23 protein-coding genes are annotated in these 21,680 nt (G+C 55.8%); 11 read left to right on the forward strand and 12 right to left on the reverse strand.

Features of this window, described 5'->3' with window-relative positions; all coding sequences use genetic code 11:
- Window positions 1-12: 12 nt before the first annotated feature.
- The 4 genes from LT974_RS08135 to LT974_RS08150 form a co-directional block, all read right to left on the reverse strand.
- On the reverse strand, window positions 13-792 hold the full coding sequence (locus LT974_RS08135; RefSeq protein ID WP_269785362.1) for an SDR family NAD(P)-dependent oxidoreductase: 780 nt from the start codon (window positions 790-792) through the stop codon (window positions 13-15).
- Window positions 793-798: 6 nt separating this feature from the next.
- The gene (locus tag LT974_RS08140) at window positions 799-1,620 is read right to left on the reverse strand and encodes an enoyl-CoA hydratase/isomerase family protein (RefSeq protein ID WP_232587180.1); all 822 of its coding nucleotides are present in this window, start codon (window positions 1,618-1,620) and stop codon (window positions 799-801) included.
- Window positions 1,621-2,372: 752 nt separating this feature from the next.
- Window positions 2,373-3,995 (reverse strand): acyl-CoA synthetase, encoded by a 1,623-nt coding sequence (locus tag LT974_RS08145; RefSeq protein WP_232587181.1) that lies wholly within the window; start codon window positions 3,993-3,995, stop codon window positions 2,373-2,375.
- A 113-nt stretch (window positions 3,996-4,108) separates the two neighbouring features.
- Window positions 4,109-4,720 (reverse strand): GNAT family N-acetyltransferase, encoded by a 612-nt coding sequence (locus LT974_RS08150; protein ID WP_232587182.1) that lies wholly within the window; start codon window positions 4,718-4,720, stop codon window positions 4,109-4,111.
- A gap of 139 nt (window positions 4,721-4,859) precedes the next feature.
- Here LT974_RS08150 and LT974_RS08155 point away from each other — a divergent pair, with 139 nt between their 5' ends.
- The gene (locus tag LT974_RS08155; protein ID WP_232587183.1) at window positions 4,860-5,696 is read left to right on the forward strand and encodes an acyl-CoA thioesterase; all 837 of its coding nucleotides are present in this window, start codon (window positions 4,860-4,862) and stop codon (window positions 5,694-5,696) included.
- A gap of 396 nt (window positions 5,697-6,092) precedes the next feature.
- Here LT974_RS08155 and LT974_RS08160 read toward each other — a convergent pair whose 3' ends face one another.
- The 3 genes from LT974_RS08160 to LT974_RS08170 are packed head-to-tail and all read right to left on the reverse strand — an operon-like array spanning window position 6,093 to window position 7,988.
- Complete coding sequence (locus tag LT974_RS08160) at window positions 6,093-6,566, reverse strand: MaoC family dehydratase (RefSeq protein WP_232587184.1); 474 nt, start codon at window positions 6,564-6,566, stop codon at window positions 6,093-6,095.
- A 4-nt stretch (window positions 6,567-6,570) separates the two neighbouring features.
- Complete coding sequence (locus tag LT974_RS08165) at window positions 6,571-7,263, reverse strand: ABC transporter ATP-binding protein (RefSeq protein WP_232587185.1); 693 nt, start codon at window positions 7,261-7,263, stop codon at window positions 6,571-6,573.
- A complete protein-coding gene (locus LT974_RS08170; RefSeq protein ID WP_232587186.1) occupies window positions 7,260-7,988 on the reverse strand; it encodes an ABC transporter ATP-binding protein in 729 nt (242 codons plus the stop codon). The genes LT974_RS08165 and LT974_RS08170 overlap by 4 nt, the downstream gene beginning before the upstream one ends.
- Window positions 7,989-8,141: 153 nt before the next feature.
- On the opposite strand from LT974_RS08170, the gene LT974_RS08175 reads away from it, so the two are divergent.
- The 5 genes from LT974_RS08175 (at window position 8,142) to LT974_RS08195 (ending at window position 14,290) form a co-directional block, all read left to right on the forward strand.
- Complete coding sequence (locus LT974_RS08175; protein ID WP_269785363.1) at window positions 8,142-9,653, forward strand: amidase; 1,512 nt, start codon at window positions 8,142-8,144, stop codon at window positions 9,651-9,653.
- Between the two features lie 168 nt (window positions 9,654-9,821).
- Complete coding sequence (locus LT974_RS08180) at window positions 9,822-11,096, forward strand: ABC transporter substrate-binding protein (RefSeq protein ID WP_232587188.1); 1,275 nt, start codon at window positions 9,822-9,824, stop codon at window positions 11,094-11,096.
- A gap of 154 nt (window positions 11,097-11,250) precedes the next feature.
- Window positions 11,251-12,114, forward strand: coding sequence for a branched-chain amino acid ABC transporter permease (locus tag LT974_RS08185; RefSeq protein ID WP_232587189.1), 864 nt, complete (start codon window positions 11,251-11,253; stop codon window positions 12,112-12,114).
- Window positions 12,111-13,130 (forward strand): branched-chain amino acid ABC transporter permease, encoded by a 1,020-nt coding sequence (locus LT974_RS08190; protein WP_232587190.1) that lies wholly within the window; start codon window positions 12,111-12,113, stop codon window positions 13,128-13,130. Before LT974_RS08185 ends, LT974_RS08190 begins: the two co-directional genes overlap by 4 nt.
- 158 nt (window positions 13,131-13,288) lie before the next feature.
- Window positions 13,289-14,290 carry an MBL fold metallo-hydrolase gene (locus LT974_RS08195; RefSeq protein ID WP_232587191.1) on the forward strand — a complete coding sequence of 334 codons (1,002 nt, stop codon included), beginning with the start codon at window positions 13,289-13,291 and terminating at the stop codon, window positions 14,288-14,290.
- Window positions 14,291-14,946: 656 nt separating this feature from the next.
- Here LT974_RS08195 and LT974_RS08200 read toward each other — a convergent pair.
- Complete coding sequence (locus LT974_RS08200; protein ID WP_408611713.1) at window positions 14,947-15,231, reverse strand: 2Fe-2S iron-sulfur cluster-binding protein; 285 nt, start codon at window positions 15,229-15,231, stop codon at window positions 14,947-14,949.
- Between the two features lies 1 nt (window position 15,232).
- The gene (locus LT974_RS08205; protein ID WP_232587193.1) at window positions 15,233-15,712 is read right to left on the reverse strand and encodes a GNAT family N-acetyltransferase; all 480 of its coding nucleotides are present in this window, start codon (window positions 15,710-15,712) and stop codon (window positions 15,233-15,235) included.
- Window positions 15,713-15,830: 118 nt separating this feature from the next.
- On the opposite strand from LT974_RS08205, the gene LT974_RS08210 reads away from it, so the two are divergent.
- Genes LT974_RS08210 through LT974_RS08230 form a run of 5 tightly spaced genes read left to right on the forward strand, consistent with a single transcriptional unit; the run spans window position 15,831 to window position 18,331 of the window.
- Window positions 15,831-16,751, forward strand: a complete 921-nt coding sequence (locus LT974_RS08210; protein WP_232587194.1) for a Phenylacetic acid catabolic protein — start codon at window positions 15,831-15,833, stop codon at window positions 16,749-16,751.
- Window positions 16,751-17,116 carry a metal-sulfur cluster assembly factor gene (locus LT974_RS08215; RefSeq protein WP_232587195.1) on the forward strand — a complete coding sequence of 122 codons (366 nt, stop codon included), beginning with the start codon at window positions 16,751-16,753 and terminating at the stop codon, window positions 17,114-17,116. Before LT974_RS08210 ends, LT974_RS08215 begins: the two co-directional genes overlap by 1 nt.
- On the forward strand, window positions 17,113-17,322 hold the full coding sequence (locus tag LT974_RS08220; RefSeq protein ID WP_232587196.1) for a phenylacetic acid degradation PaaB family protein: 210 nt from the start codon (window positions 17,113-17,115) through the stop codon (window positions 17,320-17,322). The genes LT974_RS08215 and LT974_RS08220 overlap by 4 nt, the downstream gene beginning before the upstream one ends.
- Entirely contained in the window at window positions 17,319-18,089 is a 771-nt protein-coding gene (locus LT974_RS08225; protein ID WP_232587197.1) for a Phenylacetic acid catabolic protein, read from the forward strand. The genes LT974_RS08220 and LT974_RS08225 overlap by 4 nt, the downstream gene beginning before the upstream one ends.
- A complete protein-coding gene (locus LT974_RS08230) occupies window positions 18,086-18,331 on the forward strand; it encodes a PaaD-like zinc ribbon domain-containing protein (protein ID WP_232587198.1) in 246 nt (81 codons plus the stop codon). Before LT974_RS08225 ends, LT974_RS08230 begins: the two co-directional genes overlap by 4 nt.
- Before the next feature lie 209 nt (window positions 18,332-18,540).
- Here the strand turns inward: LT974_RS08230 and LT974_RS08235 are convergent, their stop codons facing one another.
- The 3 genes from LT974_RS08235 to LT974_RS17825 all read right to left on the reverse strand — a co-directional run bounded on the left by LT974_RS08235 (window position 18,541) and on the right by LT974_RS17825 (window position 21,467).
- Window positions 18,541-19,695 carry an acyl-CoA dehydrogenase family protein gene (locus LT974_RS08235; RefSeq protein ID WP_232587199.1) on the reverse strand — a complete coding sequence of 385 codons (1,155 nt, stop codon included), beginning with the start codon at window positions 19,693-19,695 and terminating at the stop codon, window positions 18,541-18,543.
- Window positions 19,696-19,767: 72 nt separating this feature from the next.
- Window positions 19,768-20,691, reverse strand: coding sequence for an MBL fold metallo-hydrolase (locus LT974_RS08240; RefSeq protein ID WP_232587200.1), 924 nt, complete (start codon window positions 20,689-20,691; stop codon window positions 19,768-19,770).
- Window positions 20,691-21,467: a hypothetical protein gene (locus tag LT974_RS17825; RefSeq protein WP_332840541.1), complete on the reverse strand. Its 777-nt coding sequence runs from the start codon at window positions 21,465-21,467 to the stop codon at window positions 20,691-20,693. Before LT974_RS17825 ends, LT974_RS08240 begins: the two co-directional genes overlap by 1 nt.
- Window positions 21,468-21,680 lie beyond the last annotated feature (213 nt).

Below are 21,680 nucleotides of genomic sequence, written 5' to 3' on the forward strand. Positions count from 1 at the left end.
GACGTACAAGAACTAGCGACGCATGTATCCACCGTCGACGTGGAGTGTCTCTCCGGTTATCCAACTTGCGGCGTCACTTGCGAGAAAAACCACGCCATCCGCGACTTCTTCAGGCTGTCCGACACGGCCGAGTGCGTATGATTCGCCGAGTTTCTCACGATACTTCTCGACGAAATCTTTCGTCGATTCCGTTTCCACGGTCCCGGGACAGACGCAGTTGACTCGAACACCCGAATCGCCGACCTCGGCGGCGAGTGTCTTCGTAAATGACCGGTTAGCAGCCTTGGAGGCGCCATACACCGATAATCCGGGATCGTTACCGCGATAGGATGAACTGGCGTAATTGATGATGCTGCCTTCGCCACGCTCAATCATCCCCGGAAGGGCGGCATGCGTACAGTTGAGCGTTCCGTACAGTGAGACCTGAAGCTTCTCGTCCCAGTCTTCAGGTTCAGAGTCTACGAAGTCCTGGCTGCCAGCCTTGCCGGCATTATTGACGAGTACGTCGAGACGACCAAATTCTTCCACGGTCGCTTCAACCATAGCCACGGCAGCGTCGTAATCCGTGACATCGGTCTCATGACCGATTGCCCGTCCATCATATTCGTCCGAGATGCGCTCAGCGACGGCTTCCGCGCGTTCACCGTGGTGGTCTGTAACGACAACGTTGGCGCCAAGCGAACCGAAGGCCTCCGCCACGGATGCCCCGATCCCTTTTCCGGCGCCCGTTATGCATACAGTCTGCCCCTCGAAATTGAAGGCCTCGAGGACGTTGGAGTGACTAGCTGACACGAATACTCACTTCCCCTCGAACTCGGGCTCCTCGTCCGTACCGAACGCTTCGATCGCTTTGGCGTAATCCTCCGATTGTGCCAGTGCAGGCCAAGCGTGGCTAGCGTACTCGATACCAGCATCATAGCCAACGTTGCGGGTAATGTTGGATGCCTGTTTAATCGAGCGGACCGCTAGCGGGGGCTTATTTGCTAGTTCGGTGGCTAATTCGTCGACACGCTCTTCGAGCTCTTCCTCATCGTCGACGACTTCAGTTAAGATGCCTTCCTCGGCAGCTTCGGTGGCACCGATCCGCTCTCCCGTCATGGTAAGTTCCTTCGCGCGACTTGCACCGACGATAGTCGTCAGCCGTTGTGCTGCGGCGCCACCCGGTAAGACCCCAAAGTTGACCTCCGGCTGACCGAAGGTACCGTCCTCGACCGCAAATCGGAAATCCGAGGACATGACAATCTCAAATCCGCCACCCAAACAGAGGCCATCTACGGCCGCGATTACTGGTGCATCGTACCCCTCGAAGGCTGCACACATCTCACAGAAGAGGTCCGGGACGCGTTTCTTTTCGTGGTAGGTCGAGAAATCACTCATCTCCCCGACGTCGAGACCAGAACAGAAGGCTTTCTCACCGGCCGCATCAAGAATTACAGCCCGAACTGCAACTCCGTCGGCCTCATCGTCGAGCGCCTGAAAGGCATCAAAGGCCTCGATGAGGTCGTGTTGCATCTGGATGTTTATCGCGTTCATCGCGTTCGGGCGATCTAGCGTGATGTGACCGAGACCAGTTTCCTCGTCAAAGGACCACTCGATAGTCTCGAAATTAGTGTCTGACATCACGCTCAGATTTTCCGCCGACCCATATATAATTAATGGAGGGGCGATTGGCAATCGTCAGTATACAATATTGTATACTAACGCAATCTGTCTCGTAGCTAGTGGCGTCTTGTTGTGGAGATTACGCCCCTATGCTTGTAATGGAAATGGCCAAGTTGAGGATGTGGGTAATGTTATTGAATAGCGTACGTTAGACAGGCATCCATGTATACTAATAGGTATACGCCCCAGAACCATCGAACAATTCTCACAGCAATATGATGCTCATTCAGTACTGGTTGAGAACGAGGACGAACAGAGTCCCGCATCTTAGAAACTTGTCGCTGGTGGATTGTATACTGCGAATATTTATATTCCATCCCAAGAAGGGGCGGCGGTGTTCAGATAAGGACTGAAACTGGCTTGATGTGCTCGCCGAGACAGCCGAGGGCTTTCAGCTGTTCCCCACGACTCTGCTGCTGGAAACTGCTTATCTGAACACTACCGAAGGGGCAGGCTGATCGAGGATGTGTTCAAAATCAAACGCAGGGACACAATCAGTTTGGGAGAGAGTATCACTCAGACCGCGACGAATGCCATCGCTCCAAACGACGAAGGGTATTACAGTTTCCTCCTTACAGGCGACGCAGCTGGCGATTCCCCCGAATTGGAGGTTGTGACTGAGCGGAGATGCTAATCAGTGCCGCATTCAGTCCCTTTGAATTCCTGTTCACGCCGGGGCGAATGGACTAGCTCAACCGTCACCCGTGTATTTATTCACGCAGCTCTTTTCTCCTGATTTTCCCGGTTTCGGTACGAGGCAGTTCGTCCATAAACTCAACATCTCGAGGATACTTATACGGTGCCAGCGTGTTCTTGACGAGGTTCTGGATGCTGTCAACGAGGTCATCTCCTCGAGTTACGTCCTCAGAAGGAACCACGTACGCTTTGACAATCTCGCCCCGTTCCTCATCGGGGACGCCGACAACGGCAACTTCGGCAACATCGTCGTGCCCCTCGATTACAGCCTCAACTTCGGGCCCAGGAATGTTATAACCACTGGAAATGATGAGGTCATCCTCACGAGATTTGTATTCGAGACGGCCGTCTTCGCGCTGAACAAAGATATCTCCGGGGATGGACCACCCGTCTTTGACGGATTCTGCCTGCTTCTGTGGACGATTCCAGTATTCGATCCCAGTCGGGCCACGAACAGCGAGCAGTCCAGATTCACCTCGATCGAGTTCGTCACCAGTTTCCGGGTCGATAATCTTACATTCGTATCCGGGTACCGAATATCCAGTCGCGCTGGGGTCAATTTCCTCATCATGCCGGTGGCTGACGAAGATGTGGAGCATCTCCGTCGTGCCAATTCCATCCAGCAGCTTGATGCCATACTCGGACGAAAATTCACCGTACGTTGCTGGTGTGAGCGGTTCACCAGCACTTAGTCCAACGCGCAGTGAACTGACATCGTACTCGTCCGGGCCGTTGGGATACTTGGATAGAATTTGATTGAAGCCCGTGGGAATCGAGCACAGGACCGAGATCCTGTGGTCTTCAATCGCTTCAAGTAAATCACCGGGACTCGCGTCTTCGACGAGGCTGGTACTTGCGCCGAAGCGCAGCGGGAATGTGACTAAGTCACCATATCCGTACGCGAAGGGAAGTGGAGGATTGCCACCGAAAACATCCGCTTCGGTTGGCTCAAGGCAGTATTTGGCATATGAGTCTGCAGTAGCCAATATCCCCCTGTGCGTGTGTATCGCCCCTTTCGGGCGGCCAGTTGTCCCGCTCGTGTATAGCATCAGCGCGGGGTCATCACGATTCGTATCGTATCCCTCAACATCGGTGTCTGCCTCGGTGAGGAGCGTATCGTAGCTCAGGTGATCATGTTCAATCCCATTCCGCTCTGCGACAATCACCTGTTCAACTGTATCGAGTTCCGGAAGTGCATTCTCGATCTCGTTAAGCAAGTCATCATACACAACGACCGTGTGAGCCTCGGCGTTATTGATTATGTACTCCAACTCCTTCGCCCGGAGGAGCTTCATCGAGGGGAGTGCGACGGCACCAATCTTCTGTGTCGCGAGGCAGCTAACGATCGCTTCCGGCCGATTTGGGAATCTGACGACAACCCGATCACCTGCCTCCACCCCGTGGTTTCGAAGTGCGTTCGCCATCCGATTCACTCGTTCCTGAAGTTCGGCGTAAGTGATTTCTTGATCCTGAAAATAGATCGCGACGTTACTGCTCTTGCCTTCCTGGACGTGCTTATCGACTAACTCCTCGGCAGCGTTGATCTTCTTTGGGTAGTGTAGTTCTGGGAGAGAGTAGATGTAATCGGGTGCTTCGGATGCCTCTGGGAGGTACTCTGAAGGGATGGCTGGTTGCATGGTATGTCCAATCTATGACCCTCATAAAATATAATTAATGGTCATGGCAAATCAGTCCGCCGACAGAGTGACTACCAAAGTTCGCCCCCGGTCTAAATGGTTCGAAATATGAACTATTCCTCTCGCTCTGCCGGAGGTAACTGTACGCGATCCGCTATCGGATGGCTCATCGGGAGCTCCATCTCGAGATCGGACGCTTCTCGCTTGGCGACGTCGAATCCGATGTTCTCATAGACGGTGATAGCGTGTTTGTTACCCCGCGAAACGTGAAGCTTGAGCCCCTCGTGTTCTCGTGCGCCTGCGTGGGCGACAAGGTGTTTGAGTAGTTCCGTTCCGATGCCGCGATTTCTGACCGATTGGTGGACGAATATCACGAGTTCGGGGCGTGGGGCGGAATCCGGGATCGCCGCAGTGTGAGCGATTATTTGTTCGCCATCCCCGTCAACGACGAGGTTCCAGCCCTCCTCAAAGAGGGATTCGATCCAATCGATTATCTTTGACCGGGTAGTCGGCGGAATTCCCTGGGTTCGGCTGTAAGCGTCGAGATCATCGTACATGTCTACGACGGCGTCGAAATCGGTGGGTTCGAACCGTCGAGCGATCCGGGCTGTCCCGTCATCGTCGAAGAACCGCGGACAGCGCGGCGGACAGTGTTCGGTCCCCTCGCACGACGAGTTTTTCCACCCCGTACAGACCGAGTCGGTGTCCTCTGCATTCGCAGTCATAGTATGACAGAGGTGTCGTAAACACTTTGTGAATGGGGCGAACATGTTCGAGTACCCGCTACTATCCGAGTCACCACGAACGCGTTACGATTTTTGCCGCCACCTGAACTAAGTTAATTCCAGCAGATAGCTTGGGTGTATGCGAGCTATTGACGAACACCCGGTTAGGTTTGGTGAACTCGCTGGGCCACTAGTCCACGGTGCGAAGTTCTTCGACTGGCAGTTAATCTCGACCCAAGAACTTGCTCACGCAGTCGAATACCCCTTCGAGGATCTCGTCGCCGAAGATGCAATTCCGTATGCCCCCGTTAAGGTGGATACCACAGTCCATCGATATCCAACGTTCGACGACGTCATCTCGACCGAAGTGACGCCGACACACGTAGGTGACTCCAGCGTCGAGCTGGTCTATGAAGTGGTCGACAGCGATGGCGACCCCGTTTCGACAGCTCAAATGACACACGTTACGATCGCCCCTGAGGGCGGTGCGCTACCCTTCCCACAAGCTGTTCAGAGTCGACTCGAAGACCGTCGAGAGAATGTCGACGTAAATCTCTCTCTTCAAGACGAGTCGAGTGGGGAGTATCCGACGTTCAATCAGAGCTATTCTGTGAACAGCCCACATATCGAAGGGGCGGAGCTGGCGTACTTCGAGGAGTACCCTCGCTTCGCTGATCTCGCACTCGAGTCGTTTCTCGCCGATTCCGGTTGTCAACTGAGCGAACTCGCGGGCGACCGACAGCCGTTCCGCCTCCGCGATTGGCACTGGGAATTCAAATCTCCGGTCCATTTCGACTCGATACTCGACGTGACGAGCGATATCAAATCCGTCTCCACGGAGAGAATTCAAATCGCCCACACGTTCCGAACTGACGGCGAGATCCGGATTCAGGGAACTTCCGAATACGGCTGTTTCGACCGCGGCGGCAACCCAACGACGTTCACTACCGAGATGACCAATCCGTTCGAGAGGTGAAAACCAGCGATTTACTGAAATGCAGGGCGCTAAGGCTCCCCCCTCAAGGAGCGACCGAGCGAAGCGAGGGAGCGAGTAGGGGGATACAGTGTCCGTCATCATCTGTGCAACCGTGCGAATCGGTATCCTTACTACCCGTGCGGTCGAATAGGGTAGTAAGACGGTAGTCAGTTGGCCCTGCGTTCAAATCCGAAAACACGGATGCGCAGTCAGCCACTCCCGATAATGGGACCGTCGAACAGGTAGGAAGGGGACGGTCCGAACCCAACGCCCTCGGAGACTGCGGTCCCCGTGCGACTTCGTCGTAAAAAGCGCGTCGAAGAACAGGGGGGCCCACCTCAGTGAACCGCCACAGGCGGTGAACAGGGTGGGGTAGTTCACAGACCGTACACACCTTCACATCTCGTGTACGGGCCATTCATTCGCTGCGACATCAGTAACGAGGATATTCGTCGCTCGCCAATAGATGACCTCCTCACTGTCGTCGTTTTCACCCCGAACCGCGTTCTGAACATATCCACGATCGTCGTGGCTCTCGGATGCCGTCGTTTCCAGTATTTCAACCTCGACGTCGATGGTGTCACCGGGATAGACCGGGTTGCGCCAACGAAGCTCGTCCAGCCCAAAGGAGCCGAGAGTCGCCGTCTCGGACAAGAACCCATCGACCATGAGAGCCATGCACGAACTAGCTGTATGCCATCCACTGGCGATAAGACCGCCGAATATTGTTTCCCGTGCAACTTCGGGATTGGTATGGATCGGTTGCGGGTCGTATCGTCGTGCGAACGATAGTACCTCCTCTTTCTCAGCTACATAAGAGCCGAGATCGTACGACTCGCCGACCTCGATGTCCTCAAAATAGCGAACCATCTATTCAGAGGTATGCGTTTTCAACGTGGTCGCTTTCCAGAAGCTCCATTCCAGTATCTTCGCGGACTATACGGCCATTTTCCAAAAGATATGCTCGGTTAGCCATCTTGAGCGCGCGGTTGACGTGTTGTTCGACGAGTAACACAGTGATGTCTTCGCTAATCTCGTCAATCTTCTCGAAGACACGATCGGTGATTTGGGGAGCCAGCCCCTCTGAAGGCTCGTCAAGTGCGAGAATCTTCGGCTTGGCCATCAGTCCACGACCGATTACGAGCATTTGCTGTTGGCCACCGCTCATCGACCCTGCTCGTTGGTCAGATCGTTCCTCGAGTATCGGGAAGAGATCGTAGACTTCCTGAATTGTCTCTTCGAGGTCATCACGGGTGGTATACGCACCCATTTCGAGGTTTTCCTTGACGGTCATGTCCCCGAAGAGATTCCGCTCCTCCGAGACGTGCACGAATCCACGTCGGACGATGTCGGATGGATCGAGATTGCTGACGTCTTCACCCCAGACTGACACGGTCCCCGCATCAACGGGGTGTAGTCCCGACATTACCCGGAGGAGGGTTGATTTCCCAGCGCCATTCGGACCCACAATCGAAACGACGCCATCGTCTTCGGCTATCTGAAATTTGAGATCCCAGATGACTTGGATATTGTCGTAGGAGACGTCAATATTGTCAAGCTTTATCATGCATCATCAGCCCCTAAGTAGGCTTCAGTAACAGCCTTGTTGTTCCTGATGTCTTCGGGCGTCCCTTCTGCGATCTTTTGTCCACTTTTGAGGACTATGATCCGATCGGCGGTACCCATAATCGCGTCCATAATATGTTCAATCCAGAAGACGGAGATACCTCGGTCGTCCCGGAGCCGCCGTATAGTATCGGAAAGCTCCTCAATTTCACCCGGTGTCAGACCACTCGCGATCTCGTCAAGCAGGACGAGATCAGGGTCTGATGCTACTGTCCGAGCGAGCTCAAGTTGCTTCTGCTGGGCAATCGGGAGGCTCCCTGCCTTCATCTCAGATTTGTCCTCAAGCCCGACAAACGCCAGCACCTCGCGGGCCCGCTCTTCGGCCTGTTCTCGGGAAATGGATTCTTCAGTACCGAACATCGCTCCGGCGACCGCGTTCTCGAAGACAGTCATCTCATCAAACACCCGCACGATCTGGAACGTTCGCAGTAACCCAGTGCGCGCGATTTCATGAGTTTCGAGCGAGACCAGGTCCTCCCCGTTGAAGGTGATATCAGTCCCTTCCTCGGGTTCAAGCATACCGGTAATGGTGTTGAACAAGGTCGTTTTGCCAGCGCCATTTGGACCAATAAGCCCGACAATCTCGCCGCGTCCGATCTCGAGATCAACCCCGTCGATGGCGACGAGACCGCCGAACGTCTTGCGTATGTTCGCGGCCGTAAGCATGGCACGTACATACACGGAACCAGGGTATTATAATGGTTTTGTATGTCATATGTCCTATGTTTTGGCGGCCTTTCATCAGACTCGTACCTGTGCTGCGAAACGCCAAACGTGGACAATACTTCTATATGTTATCGGTACCCACACTGACAAGGCATGTCCAATCCACGGCCACCGACTGCCGATGAAATCGAACAGTATGCTGCAGTTCATCACATGGAACTGTCCGAAGAAGAAATCGAAGAGATGGCGGCAGTCATCCCGGAGCTACTCGGTGCATACGAGCGCTTGGAAGAACTGTCGCCGTCAAAGCCGGAAGTCAAGTATCCGGACGGGCGTGCGGGTGTCAAACCATCGACCGAGGACGACCCACTTAATGCATTTATCCGAACCTGTGAAGTCTCAGGGGCCGACTCGGGACTGCTCTCTGGATACGACGTCGGCCTGAAGGATAACGTCTCCCTGGCCGACGTCGAAATGACATTTGGGTCTACTGTCGTTCCGGGATACGTGCCCTCAATCGACGCAACCATCGTCACACGGTTGCTCGACTCCGGAGCATCGATTACGGGGAAGCTGAACATGGAAAATCTCGCGTTTTCCGGCAGCGGAGAGATGTCCGCGTTCGGTCCCGTCAAAAACCCCCACGACACAGACCACTTAGCAGGAGGCTCGTCGAGCGGATCGGCTGCAGCCGTCGTAACCGAAGACGTCGACGTCGCAATCGGTGGTGACCAGGCCGGCTCGATACGTATTCCGGCCGCATGGTGCGGCTGTGTCGGTCATAAACCGACGTACGGGTTAGTTCCGTATACGGGCATCCTTGGCCTAGGACGTTCATTCGACCACACTGGCCCGCTCGCGCGGAACGTCGTCGACTGTGCCCGCGTCCTCGAAGTAATCGCTGGCAAGGATCCGCTAGACCCTCGACAGGGGACGATCACAACCCAGTCCTACACCGACGTGACCGACAAAGACCCGACTCCTGGCGATCTCACGATCGGCGTTCTAGAGCAAGGTTTCGGCCACGAGGAGAGCGAGCCGGACGTCGATAACACGGTTCGGGGCGCGCTTGACGCCTTTGCTGAGGCGGGTGCGGAGACCACTGCTGTCTCAATCCCGATGCACCTCGATGGACTGCCGATTTGGAACGGAGTCGCCAACGAGGGGACGACCGCGACCATCGCTGGTGAGGGCTTCGGTCATTTCGGAAACGGGTATTACGATACTGACTTGATGGAAGCGTTTGCCGAGGCTCGCCGGAAGAACGCCGACGAGTATCCTCCGACGATCAAACTCGTAGCGACGCTTGGAGAGTACCTCGCTGAGGAGTACCACAGCCACTACTACGCCAAGGCGCAGAACCTGTCGCGCGATCTCGCCGCTGCGTACGATGACGCCCTCAAAGATGTCGATGTACTGGCGATGCCAACGACGCCACAAACAGCCCACGAACGGATCGAGAACCCCTCCAACCTGCAGATCATCGATCGTGCAGTAGACATGCTCGCCAACACGTCTCCGTTCGACGTGACCGGCCATCCCGCTATTTCGGTTCCGGCCGGAACGAGCAACGGGCTTCCAGTTGGCGTGATGTTCGTCGGTCAGCACTTCGACGATGCAACCGTGCTACGGACTGCTCACGCCTTCGAACAGTGCGTCGAATGATTTTCTCAGATACGGCAATTTCGACGATTTGAGACCTGTTTTTCGTAATATCCCCCGGGAAGGTTGCCGTTCCTGTTGGATATATCCGTTCTATTTAATTATAATAATAATGCTATTTGTGGCTGTTAACATCCGCCAAATTAAAAACCCCGAGTTGTGTGATTGATAATGATAATGTCGCGAGAATCCTACGACAGGCGCGCAGTTTTGAAAGCCACCGGTGGCGCAGCAACGCTCGGACTCCTCGCAGGCTGCTTGGGCGGGGGAGACGGGAACGGCACCGACGGAGACGACGGAGGCAGCACAACTAGCACCAGTGGTAACGGCGGTGGTAGCAGCGGTTCAAACTCCATCAACATCGGGTCAGTACAGCCGCTCTCCGGTGGGTTCGCCCCATGGGGACAGGCCCATTCGGCTGGCCTATCCTTCGCAGTCGACGAGATTAACAGTAATGGGGGCGTCCTTGACGGCCGGAATCTGAACATCGTCGAGGCGAATTCAGAGAGCGATCCTGCGGAGGCCTCGTCCATCTTTGACCGGTTTGCCGAGCAGAACGACATCGTGGCCGCCACGGGGCCCGTGAGCTCCGACGTCGGAATTCGGACATCACGAACCGCGCAGGAACTTGGCATTCCGATGGTGATGCACATGGCCGGTTCCGACGAGACAATCACCTCGGAGACGCGCCACTCATTTCGTCTCGGCCTGCTACCCGCGGCAACGACCATGCAGGCGCAGGCAGAGTTCGTCAGCGATGCTAACTATCAGAACGTTGCAGCCATCGTTGGTGACTATGCGTGGGGGCGGTCAGTCAAATCCGCTATAAACGAACACTTCGACGTTGACGTAAACATCCAAGTTGCACCTGTTGGGGCAAGCGACTTCAGTTCGTACATCCGACAGATTTCACAGGACGTCGAGTTGGTGATTGCGAGTGGGCACCCGCCGGGTTCGCTATCGATCTCGCAACAGCTCTATGAACTCGGCTACAACCCTGACGTGATCACCGGTCCCGGACTGCCGCCGACAGTCATCCGATCCGCGTTGGGTGACAACGCAACTCGTGGCTTTACGCACGTTCACATGACGGACGTGTACACCGACAAATTCGCAGAGGTTGCACAGCGCTTCGGAGAGCAAGTAGGAGAGCAGTTCGACACGCACACTTCCTACGGGTACATCACCGGCAAAATGATTGCACAAGCAATCGAAAATGCGGGTGAGTCGAACCCTGAAGCGGTTACCGAGGCGATCCGCAACATCGAGTTCGAAACGTTGTTCCCTGAACCGATCCAGTACTCCGAGTACGGCGAACTCAAGAATCAGGTTCAGCTGTACAGTACTCTTTCGACGGAAGCACCGCCGTACCATCCGTCGGGCAACTACAGTCTTCGGGAGGAGTACCGGACCGAACCGCTCCCTGCGCTGGATCCCGGGAATTGAGACTGCCTGCGGTGTGGGAAGGCACTTCCGCCCCTCTACGCTGCCCGTAGTGCTTGCGGGCGGCAGCCCGCCCATTCACAAAATGACACAAGAACACATCATAAGTCTGGGCAGTCGTAAAGTATTTAATAGAACCTGTGAATTAAAGCCATAAATGGTATCAGTTAGCACACTCGCGGCGCTCGCTATTGACGGGCTTGCGTTCGGCGCGTCCTTAGCGCTGCTCGGCGTGGGTATCACGCTTGTGTATGGGCTCGGAGAAGTGCTGAATCTAGCAATCGGGGCATTCGCAGTAATCGCAGCTATCAGTTCCGCGCTATTAGTTGACGCGGGAGCTCCGCTTCCAGCGGCCGTTTTTGGAGGCCTCGCGCTGGTCGGCGTTTTCAGTTTACTCGTCGATCGGACACTTCTCTCACTCGTATACCGCTCCGAAGGCGAGGAACGCATCCTACTTGGCATTTTTACGACATTAGGGCTTTCAGTCCTACTGGAAGGTATCATGATCAACTACGTCTCCTCACAGTACTCGCTCCCGCTGAATATTTCGCCGATTCGCGTCGGGAGCTCCGTCGTCACCGGGACATCTGTAGTGAGCATCATCGTCGCAGCGGTGGTCTTAGCCGTTCTATTCCTCTTCCTGAACCAGACGTTTCTCGGAAAGGCGACGCGAACAATCTTCCAAGACGAGCGTGGCGCTCGTCTAGTCGGAATTGACCCGCGACAGATTCGAACCCTAGTATTCGTCCTCTCGGCACTGGTCGCGGGGCTAGCCGGCATTCTCGCAGCCGCACGGTCAAACGTCAGCGTCTCGACCAGCTTCCAGTACACGACGTTCGCACTCATCGTCTCGATTGTCGGTGGAGTCCGGAGCATCATCGGCGCCGTCATCGCCGGTCTTCTACTCGGGCTGGTTAACACATATGCGAACTTCTTCATCGGATCGTACTTCGCAACAGTTGTCCTCTTCAGCGCCGCAATCGTTTTCCTGCTCATCCGACCGGAGGTGATGTCGTCATGAACAGCGACGTTCTCCCGGGCGCACGCAAACTCGCATTCGTTGGTCTCCTGTTCGTCATCGCTCCGCTCCCGATACTGGAAAGCGGCTACTATATCGGCGTGCTCTCCCGAATCGTCCTGTTCGCTCTGTTCGCGCTCGCGCTGAATATCGTGTTCGGACACAACGACCAGCTGTTCCTCTTCATGGGTGGTCTCGGTGGCTTCGGGGCTTACACCACGGCTCTGATTGCCGACAGCGTCGGTGTTTCACCGTGGATTGGACTCCCAGTCGCCGCGCTTCTATGTGGAATTATCGGTTTCTCAGTCAGTTGGATCTCCGCCCGACAGCGTTTCACCGTCATCCTCATTTCGATCCTGACGTTGAACCTCCAGTTGGTTTTCGAGGAAGTGTTCATCGGCGCTCGCGGCTTCACAGGCGGATCGACTGGATTCCCCTACGAACTGTTCTCGCTAAGCAGTATCGCGGACGCCGCAGGCGTATCAACGGGGGTCGTAATCTACTACATCACACTAGCGTTCCTGCTCGCTGGAATGGTCATGTACCTGTGGCTAATTGAGTCCTCACGCTACGGAGTCGCGTTTGAGGCGATCCGTGAAGACGAAACTGCGGCCGAATCTATCGGCATCAACGTCGTCCGATACAAGGCAATCGCAGGGTTCGTCGCCGGCGTTCTCATCGCAGTCGCCGGGACGATGCTGGCCCGTGAGGCGTCGTACATTACCCCCTCGGTGTTCACGTTCCTCGCAGTCGACTTCATCGCCTTGATCGCCCTCATCGTCGGAGGAATTCGACGGACCTACGGACCAATTGTCGGTGCGGTCATCGTCGAACTCATCGAAGCTGCGCTCGGGACGTACGCATCGAGCTGGCGAACCGCGATTTTCGGCCTGCTGCTCATCGTGCTATTCCTGTACTTCCGTAGCGGGGTCATCGTAGCGGTCGAAGAGTTCCTCGAGAAACGAGATATCTCGATGGGTGGAGGTAACAGCGGGGATCAAGCTCGGGCAGAAGGATAACCGGCCCTCGATTCTATTTGTGGTATGGAATCCGATTGCTTCAGCCTATTTGGTATACGTTTCCGACTGGCTGAAAGAAGACCAACTCGATTCAGACACAACGCCCAGGGATCTAACCGGTAGATTTGTAAACGCGTGGCCATACCGTATCATCAACTATGCAGTCGATTAGTCTGCAAAACGCAGTCTTTGAAGGTGAGAACACCATCTATCTGCTGGGTGAAGGCGCCGAAGGGCCGCTTACCCTTCTTGATTCAGGCTTCGATGACCAGAAAATACGAGCACAAGTAGAAGACGGTCTGGCTAGCGTCGGATACTCCGTTGCAGATATTGACCAGATCCTGCTAACACATTACCACGGAGATCATGCTGGCCTCGCAGGTTGGATTCAACAGAAAAGTGATGCTACTGTCCGTATGCATCCGACCGATGCTCACCTCGCGGCCCACGAAAGTGGCGCTATTCAGGAACTTCGTGATCGACAGGAGAGCTCCTTCGCTGACTGGGGAATGCCGGAAGCGAAACGTGAGGAGCTACGTGCTGAATTCGAACGTGAGATTGACTTGAGTACTGGCACGCTGACTGTCGAGCCCATTTCAGACGGCGAAACGGTGCGCGCTGGCCCGTACGAACTTACTGCTTGCCACCTTCCGGGTCACACTGCCGGCCACGTTGGCTATTTGAGTTCTGATGAACGTCTCCTCTGGGGAGGGGACGTTTTACTCCCGCATTATACACCAAATATTGGTGGGGCGGATGTCCGTCTCGACGATGCTCTTGCAACGTATCTCGATACGCTCGCCGAGCTTGTTTCCCTCGACCTGGCGGCAGTCTGGCCAGGCCATCGTGAGCGTATCGATGACCCAAGCGAACGGGCAAGAGAGATCTATCATCATCACCGCGATCGTACAAGACACGTCGTAAACGTGTTGCGTGAATTCGGTCCTCTCGATACGTGGTCCGTGAGCCACAGGCTCTTCGGGGAACTTCACGAAATTCACATCCTTCACGGACCGGGTGAAGCTCACGTCCACCTCGAGCATCTGGAGACACACGATGTAGTTTCAGCGACCGACGGCGTCTACGCTCTTCGCGACTCGGACCCGGACCTCGACGAATTCTTTCCCCACTTCTCAACGAATCCAGAAGCGAATCAGTAGAACACATTTTTAGAGTGCGACGAGACAATATTTTGGACGGTATGGGCCTGCAAAATATTGGTTGCGGAACGCGCTTGTACTCGTGATTGACTAACCGCTTGTTCGCGAGTCCTGACGCGGAAACCTGGCAGTTGATTCGGTGTCTATCGCGGCGAGCGTTCCTCGCAAATCAAACAAGCGAGCCAGCCGCGCCGACCGACACGAACCAAATCCATCGAAGCCTCACAGGGTACGAGTGCCGACTTCGTGGCGATGCCAGTTCTGCCGGTCACAAAGCGTAGCGTCTCACCCTTCAGGATTGACCGACCCGGCTGACACCGAGTGGGCAGTCCCCGCCGGAAGCAACGAGCAGCCCCCATAGAAGGTTTTTAGGCGGCGAATCCGGCGATTATTCTAGTATACGAATTTGTATTCGCATCTAGTGTTGGCAACTTCTCGCCTATGCTTTACAGTTGTATAAATGTAATCCATTCCCGTATTCGCTTACGACTGTATTTCCGTAATGGCTACTACCTCAGGGGGTCGAGACTGGAGACACACATTTGTATTCAGTAAATGTATACTGGGATGGTCGAAACCAGGGATGTTGAGCGATCGAGCAACGATGGAAGAACGAACGACGCCGCGTTCCTCTTCGCGTCGACTTGAAGCCGAAGTTACGGGCTCTCGTTAGTTCGAAGGCGGAGGTCTGAGCGCGGTGTCGCCACGCAAGTAAGGACATATCCTTCCTCCTTCTCCCCACCAGAAAGGAACATTCCTTCGACTTGTTCGACGTCTCCCTCTTCAACACGGATGGCTGAACACACGCCACAGACCCCCATTCGGCATTGGTAAGGCACGTCGAGACCTGCTTCTTCAGCTGCTTCAAGAATTGGCTTGTTTTCCGGGATTTCGATGGTCCGACCTTCGTCGACAAACTCGACTTGGTATGTTGTGGCCATGTTAGATGTCTTTTTCGTAGACATGTTCGACCGGCTCGAGCCCATACTCTTCCAGCTTCTCGGTGGCCTCCTCGTCGCCTGCCAAAACATCGATGCGATAGAAATCAGCATCACGTGGCGACGTTGAGAACCATTCGCCGGCTTTGTCGAGGAGATCCGCTCCGATTCCCTGCCCACGGTGGGCTTCTTTCACGTAGAGCCCGTTGACGTAACCGTGATTCGCGAGTCGGAAGATTGGGTGATTCCCGACGATACGTGCTTCGAGAACGCCGATGAGTTCGTTTTCCTCTTCAGCGAGAACTACCGTTCCGTACTTCGAGTCGACGAGTTGGTTTTCGAAGTAGGACAGCCACCGGTCGTTCGCTTGCTCTTTGTGTCGGTAGCGGTCGTCGTATTGGGCGAGGTGGTCGGTGAAGCCGTGCCACAGATTGAGGATTTGTTCGCCGTCTTCCGTAGTTGCATGCCGTATTTGAACTCCCATATGCTATGCTTTCATCGGGGACTACTAAAATAGTTCGTGTCGGTGCCTATTCCAATACTGTAGAGAAAGTTCTATTACGCTTCGTTCACAAGTGGGTATTGGGTACAACTAACAGACCATGCCTAGCGAGAAAGAGTTTAAAAAGCAGTTGCAGAACGGGCGGATGATCGAGTCGGAAGACGAGATGACTGAGGGGTACCGGGACGCACTGAAGACCACGCTCAAAGTGTCCGGTGACACTGAGCTGATGAGTGCGCCTGCATACTACGAGCAGTCGATGAACGCGCCGACACTCGACGCTCGTGCGTCCTGCGTGAGCGTCATTCAAGATGAGCTCGGCCACGGTCACATCGCGTACCGGCTCCTCGAGGACCTCGGCGAGGATCGGGAAGAACTCATCTACGACCGCGAACCACACGAGTTCCGGAATACGTACGGATTCGACCAGCACCTCGAAACGTTCGCGGAACTCGTCTGTGGCCACGGACTGTTCGACCGTGCCGGAATGGTTCTCCTCAGCGACATCGAAGAGAACACTTCCTACGCGCCGTGGAAGCGCGCACTCCGCAAGGTCGGCAAGGAAGAGCAGTTCCACCTCCGTCACGGTGAAACCTGGATGCGCCGCTTAGTCGGCAAATCGGACAAAATGGAGAGTCGCGTGCAGGATGCCGTCGATTGGATGTTCCCGATGGGAATTGAGTGGTTCGGCCTCCCAGACGACAAAAAGCACAACGACGACCAGCTTGAGTATCGTATCAAGGGGAAGTCGAACGACGAACTCCGCCAGGAATGGCTGAGCCATATCGTCCCTCTGTCCGAGGAACTGGGCCTCGACGTGCCCGCACACTACGACGACGAGAGCGACGAGTACGTGCTCGAATACGACATGCCGGTCGCCTTCGACGAGGAGAACAAAGAGTGGCACTTTGACGAGCCCATTTCGTGGGACGACGTCATCGACCGGTGGCGCTCGCGCGGGCCGGCTAACGAGAAGTACGTCAATATGATCCAATCTGGTCAAATTGAGGTCGAAACCTGATGAGCGCCAACACGGCTGCGCCTAACTCGGCACATCCCGCACCGGACGACGTCGATGAGTTCGAGCAGGAACTCTGGAACACGTTGGACGAAGTGCCCGACCCACATATTCCGGTTAGTTTGGTCGAGATGGCGATGATATACGACGTCACCGTGGATGACGGCGATGTCACCGTAACGATGACCTATCCGTGTATGGGCTGTCCCGCCTACGACATGATCCAGGAGGACGTTCGTGCGGTATTACGCGTCGTTGACGGCGTAACGTCCGTCTCCATCGACGTGACGTGGGACCCAGTTTGGTCGAAGGACATGCTCAGCGAACACGCCCACGAGGAACTCCGCGAGGCAGGGATTGGTCTATGAGTACGAAATACCACGTCTTTACGCGATTGAGCGCTGGTGACGACATAATGCACGTCGGAACTGTGAACGCAGATTCCCCACGACTCGCGAAAACGTACGCCTATCGAACCTACGACGAAGAGGACTGGGACTACATGGCTGTCGTTAGTGACGACAACCTGATCCCCGTCGAGGAACACTCCGTAATTGAAGGAGGAAAGCCATGAGCGACGATAACTGGCCCGAGTCGGCTGTCGACTACATTCAGGCAATTGCTGACACGAAAGCTCTGCTCGGGCAGCGCTATGCAGAATGGATGCTACAGGGCCCGAGTCTCGAAGACGATATTTCAGGAGCTAGCAACGCCCAAGACGAAATCGGGCAAGTTCGCCAGCTCTTCCGCAAGCTCGAAGATCAGGGTCGTGACAGCGACTGGCTCGAGAGCGAGCGTGAACCGGACGAGTACGCGAACGCAGAGACGCTTGACGAGCGTGCAACCACGTGGCCTTCGTTCATGGTTCAGGTCGCACTCACGGACCGTGCAGCGTGGCTCCTACTGGACGCCATCGACCATCCGGATTTCACGGGGATGGTCCAGAAGATGGGCGAGGACGAATACTTCCACCTCGAACACCACGATGCACGGTTGGAGTCCCTCGCTAACTCCCAGCCCAAAGCTGTCGAGGCCGCTCTGGAGACGTACCTCCCGGGAGCACTCGCGTTCATCGGGCCAGCAACCTACGGCTCAGACGACGATCCGCTGACCGCGGCGGGTTTCACGGATAGAGCAGTTGCGGAGATACGCGGTGCATTCCACGAGCATTACGTCGCGCTCTTCGAAGGGACTAACGTCGCCGTCCCATCGCTTGATGACAGCGTCCCCGATCCGAGCACGTGGAACGAGACGCGACGACGTCGTAATGGCGGCCACGTCGAATCTGACGTTGTTCGCGAACTCCAGGGGATTTCGAACAAGGAATACGTGATTGAATGAGCTCACAGACCATCTCACGGATGACACGGGATACTGAAACGGACGCCGACCGCGACGACGTGGACTCACCAGTCGCGGTGTGTCCGTTCTGTGAATCCGACGATACCGAACTGGAATCGACGTTCGGCTCCGAGGTTTCGAAGAGCCAGTACTACTGTCAGGCGTGTCGAACGATTTTCGAGCGCATCAAGTTCGACGGAACGACGCCAAGCACTGGCCGCGAACACGACGGCTCACGGTGAGTCGCTTCGGGTCAAGCCCGGGGCCATTCGCCTTCACCGACTGCAAAAGTCCAAATAGGGGAGTGGAATATCCGGGCCTGCTGTCGGCGGTGGGGCGTGTCGGAATTGTCGGATTTATCCTACCGTAACGAGACGCGACGCGTCTCGCTCGTACACGCGAACGCTTCACGCTCCGGGGATGCCGAGAAACGGGGTATCCTTCTGGTTCCTTATAACCCGAGAAGCTCCGTCGCTACGGTCGTCTTCTGAATCTCATCAGTGCCACCGATTATGGAGAGAATTCGGGCGTCGCGGTAGTACCGTTCGAGAGCATACTCTGTCCGGTATCCCTTGCCGCCATACACTTGCATCGCGTTTCGAGTGACGAACTCGGCAGCTTCGCTCGCAGTGAACTTTGCCCTCGAGGACGATCGAGTATCGCCGTCGCCCTCCACAATCTGGGTCGCGGAGTCGTAAACGAGATGGCGCGCTGACGCGAGCTTCGCGTCCATCTCCGCGACGAGAACCTGAACCGCTTGATACTCACCGACTGCCTGTCCACCTTGTTCACGATCGCCCGCGTAATCGACGGCGCTCTCGAACGCGGCATCGGCAATACCAGTCCCAATAGCACCCAAACCGGTACGTGCCTTGTCGATGGTGCCCATAGCGATCCGGAACCCTTCTCCGACGCTCCCGAGGATCGCGTCGTCGTCAATAACAACGTCATCGAAGGTTGAATCTCCAGTGACGTGCCCGTGCATACCGAGGTACTCGCCGCGCTCGAAGGTGAAGCCGTCTACTTCGTCAGGACTTGGCACGATGAAGACACTGACCCCGTGACCATTCTCGGGCACCGGTCGCTTACGTGCAACGACGAGATGAATATCTGCGACGCCGGCATTCGTACCGAACGTCTTCTCGCCGTTAATCCGATAGCCATTCTCCATCGTTTCCGCGACGGTCTCAAGTTCTGTCGGGGAAGATCCAGCGTTAGGTTCCGTGAGGAGCATCGATGCGACCCGTTCCCCATTTACCATATCCGCGAGAAGCCGCTCACGCTGGGCTTCAGTTCCGAAGTTCAAGACCGGTAACGCCGCGAAGGTATGTCCCTGAATCGTCTCGGCGACGGCACCACTCTCCGCGGCGATTCGCTCGATAGCAAGACAGTACGCCACGAAATCGGAACCGAGACCCCCGTATTCCTCAGGCACAAGGATTCCCAGCAGTCCGCGATCGCCCGCCTCCTCAATCACGTCGCGGGGGAAGTCACCGGTTTGCTCGATTTCTTCGGCGCGCTCGGCGACAACTTCGGTCGCGAATTTCTCGGCGCGTTCACGGACTGCGCGCTGTTCGGCAGATACGGCCTGCTCGATGAGTGCCATGGCTTCAACTCCAGTAGCCTGCCCCTTAGATTTAACGTGCTTCAGTTCACGTCAGCGAGTAGGCGAGGTAGATCACGTCGCTCGGACGTATCGTACGGGGTGAAGACCGACGCGCTGTACGTCATCATTCGCTTCTGCGTAGGCAAGATGAGCGGCTGCTTCGCCTGCGCCCATCTTCGCGTGGATGCCGGATATCTCCCCGAAGCACGCGCAGGCGACGCCCCAGGGCGTTTTCGCTACCTCTTCGTCAAGTGTGGCCACCATCGTTTCGACGCGATCATCGTGGTGTTGGCGTATCTCGTCGAGTCGACTGGGGATAGCGACACTGATTCCATGCCCTGGCTGAGTCGTCTGGTGTTCTTCGAGGATTGTCTCGAGCTGTTCGAGCGTCTCGAAGTAGGTGGCTAGAGCGTTGTCTAGCCGGGTGTCACTCCCACCAACGTTAGGAGTGTACGTCGGGAGTACCGCGTCACCTACGAAGCAATAGGTGCCGTTCGCGATAACGAGGTGCCCCTTCGTGTGGCCAGGTGCCGAATAAACAGTGTAGTCTGCAATTCGGTCCCCCGACGTGTGGGTCACGACAAGATATTCCGCGGGCATCGGCGACGTTGTATCGTTTTCACGAATCGCCGCCACGACGTCGTCAGGTACTCCCCATTTACGAAGGTGATCGGCGTCCCGGCTAAGCCGCGTCTCGCGTGCGTTGTCGTAGTCCGCAACGAGTGGTGCATCGTCTTCATGCATGTGTATTTGTGCACCCGCAACATCCGCGAGTCGTGGCGCAAGTCCTGCGTGGTCGACGTGCCAGTGGGTGACAACAATATGGTCGACATCAGTGATAGAGAACTCAGTAGCTTCGATCCCATCTATGAGTGTGTGCCACGACCCCTCGGTCGGCGGCCCAGGATCAACGATGAGCCTGGACTCCGGGACGAAATACGTGCTATTCGATCCTTCGGGACTACTGTCGTCGTGACTGATGTGATGTACTGCCATCAGCTCTCCGGCTCGTTCTCCGGTCCGTGATCAAAACCCATCTCTTCCCACGTCGTTTCGACGACGCGTCGAAGCTCTTCGGGGTACATATTTTCGAATGTTACCCGTGGCGCGATGTACTCTGTATCCCACCGCGGATCCCACGTTGCATCCACGTAGAGGTTCGACCCAGTCGCACCATCATCTCGGTAGTAGGGGACGCTCGCTGCGGATGCATTCGGTTCGGAGAATTCCCAGTCATTCGCTGGGTTCGCTTTCACCCACATGTCGTCAAACGCGCGAGCGAGGTCTACCGGCTTTGTTTCACTTTCCAGAACGATCACCTTGTCGAATAGCGAGGAAAATGAAAAGAGCGTATTCGCGAGCTGCCATTCGAAGCCCGCGTAAAGAATCTCCGAGGCAATCAAACAAATACCGAGGCCTGCTTCTGCCGGGAGAGCGATCCATTCGACAGGAGTTACCCCCCAGTAGTTGTCGAGTCGATTGAACAGATGGGCACTCTCGATAGTGCCCGTGAGTTGAATCCCATCTGCCATCGGTGCTCCCGTCGGAGAGAACGGGACCGTGGGGTCGTTTCTGAGTGCGAGTTCGGTCGCGGATACAGACACACCGACGGTATCAATAAATCCCTCCCACGGGGTCGGCGGTCCAGCTGGGATCACATCTGTGGTGACTGTATCAACAGTGGTCTCGATGAGCACCTCGCTCGACGAAGGAATCGGGCCTGCAACACTCTCGGCGACCTCGAGGTCCGCAAACGCTGCAGCGATGGCCATCGCGTCACTCGTTCTCGCTCCACCCCGCCAATCGATCAGCGTCCCGATAAGTGCTGCCGGGGGAACTCCAAGTGCGATGGTTACTGGCGATCCGGGCTTGAGACTGGTAGCGACTTCACGAGGAAGACTCAATCGGAGCTGATCACCACCGTGTACAGAACCCCGCACTGGCGCCCAGCACGCGGGCTCCGATACGGCCTCACCCCTCATGTC

The organism is Halobacterium noricense, from assembly GCF_021233435.1.
GTDB classification, from domain to species: domain Archaea; phylum Halobacteriota; class Halobacteria; order Halobacteriales; family Halobacteriaceae; genus Halobacterium; species Halobacterium noricense.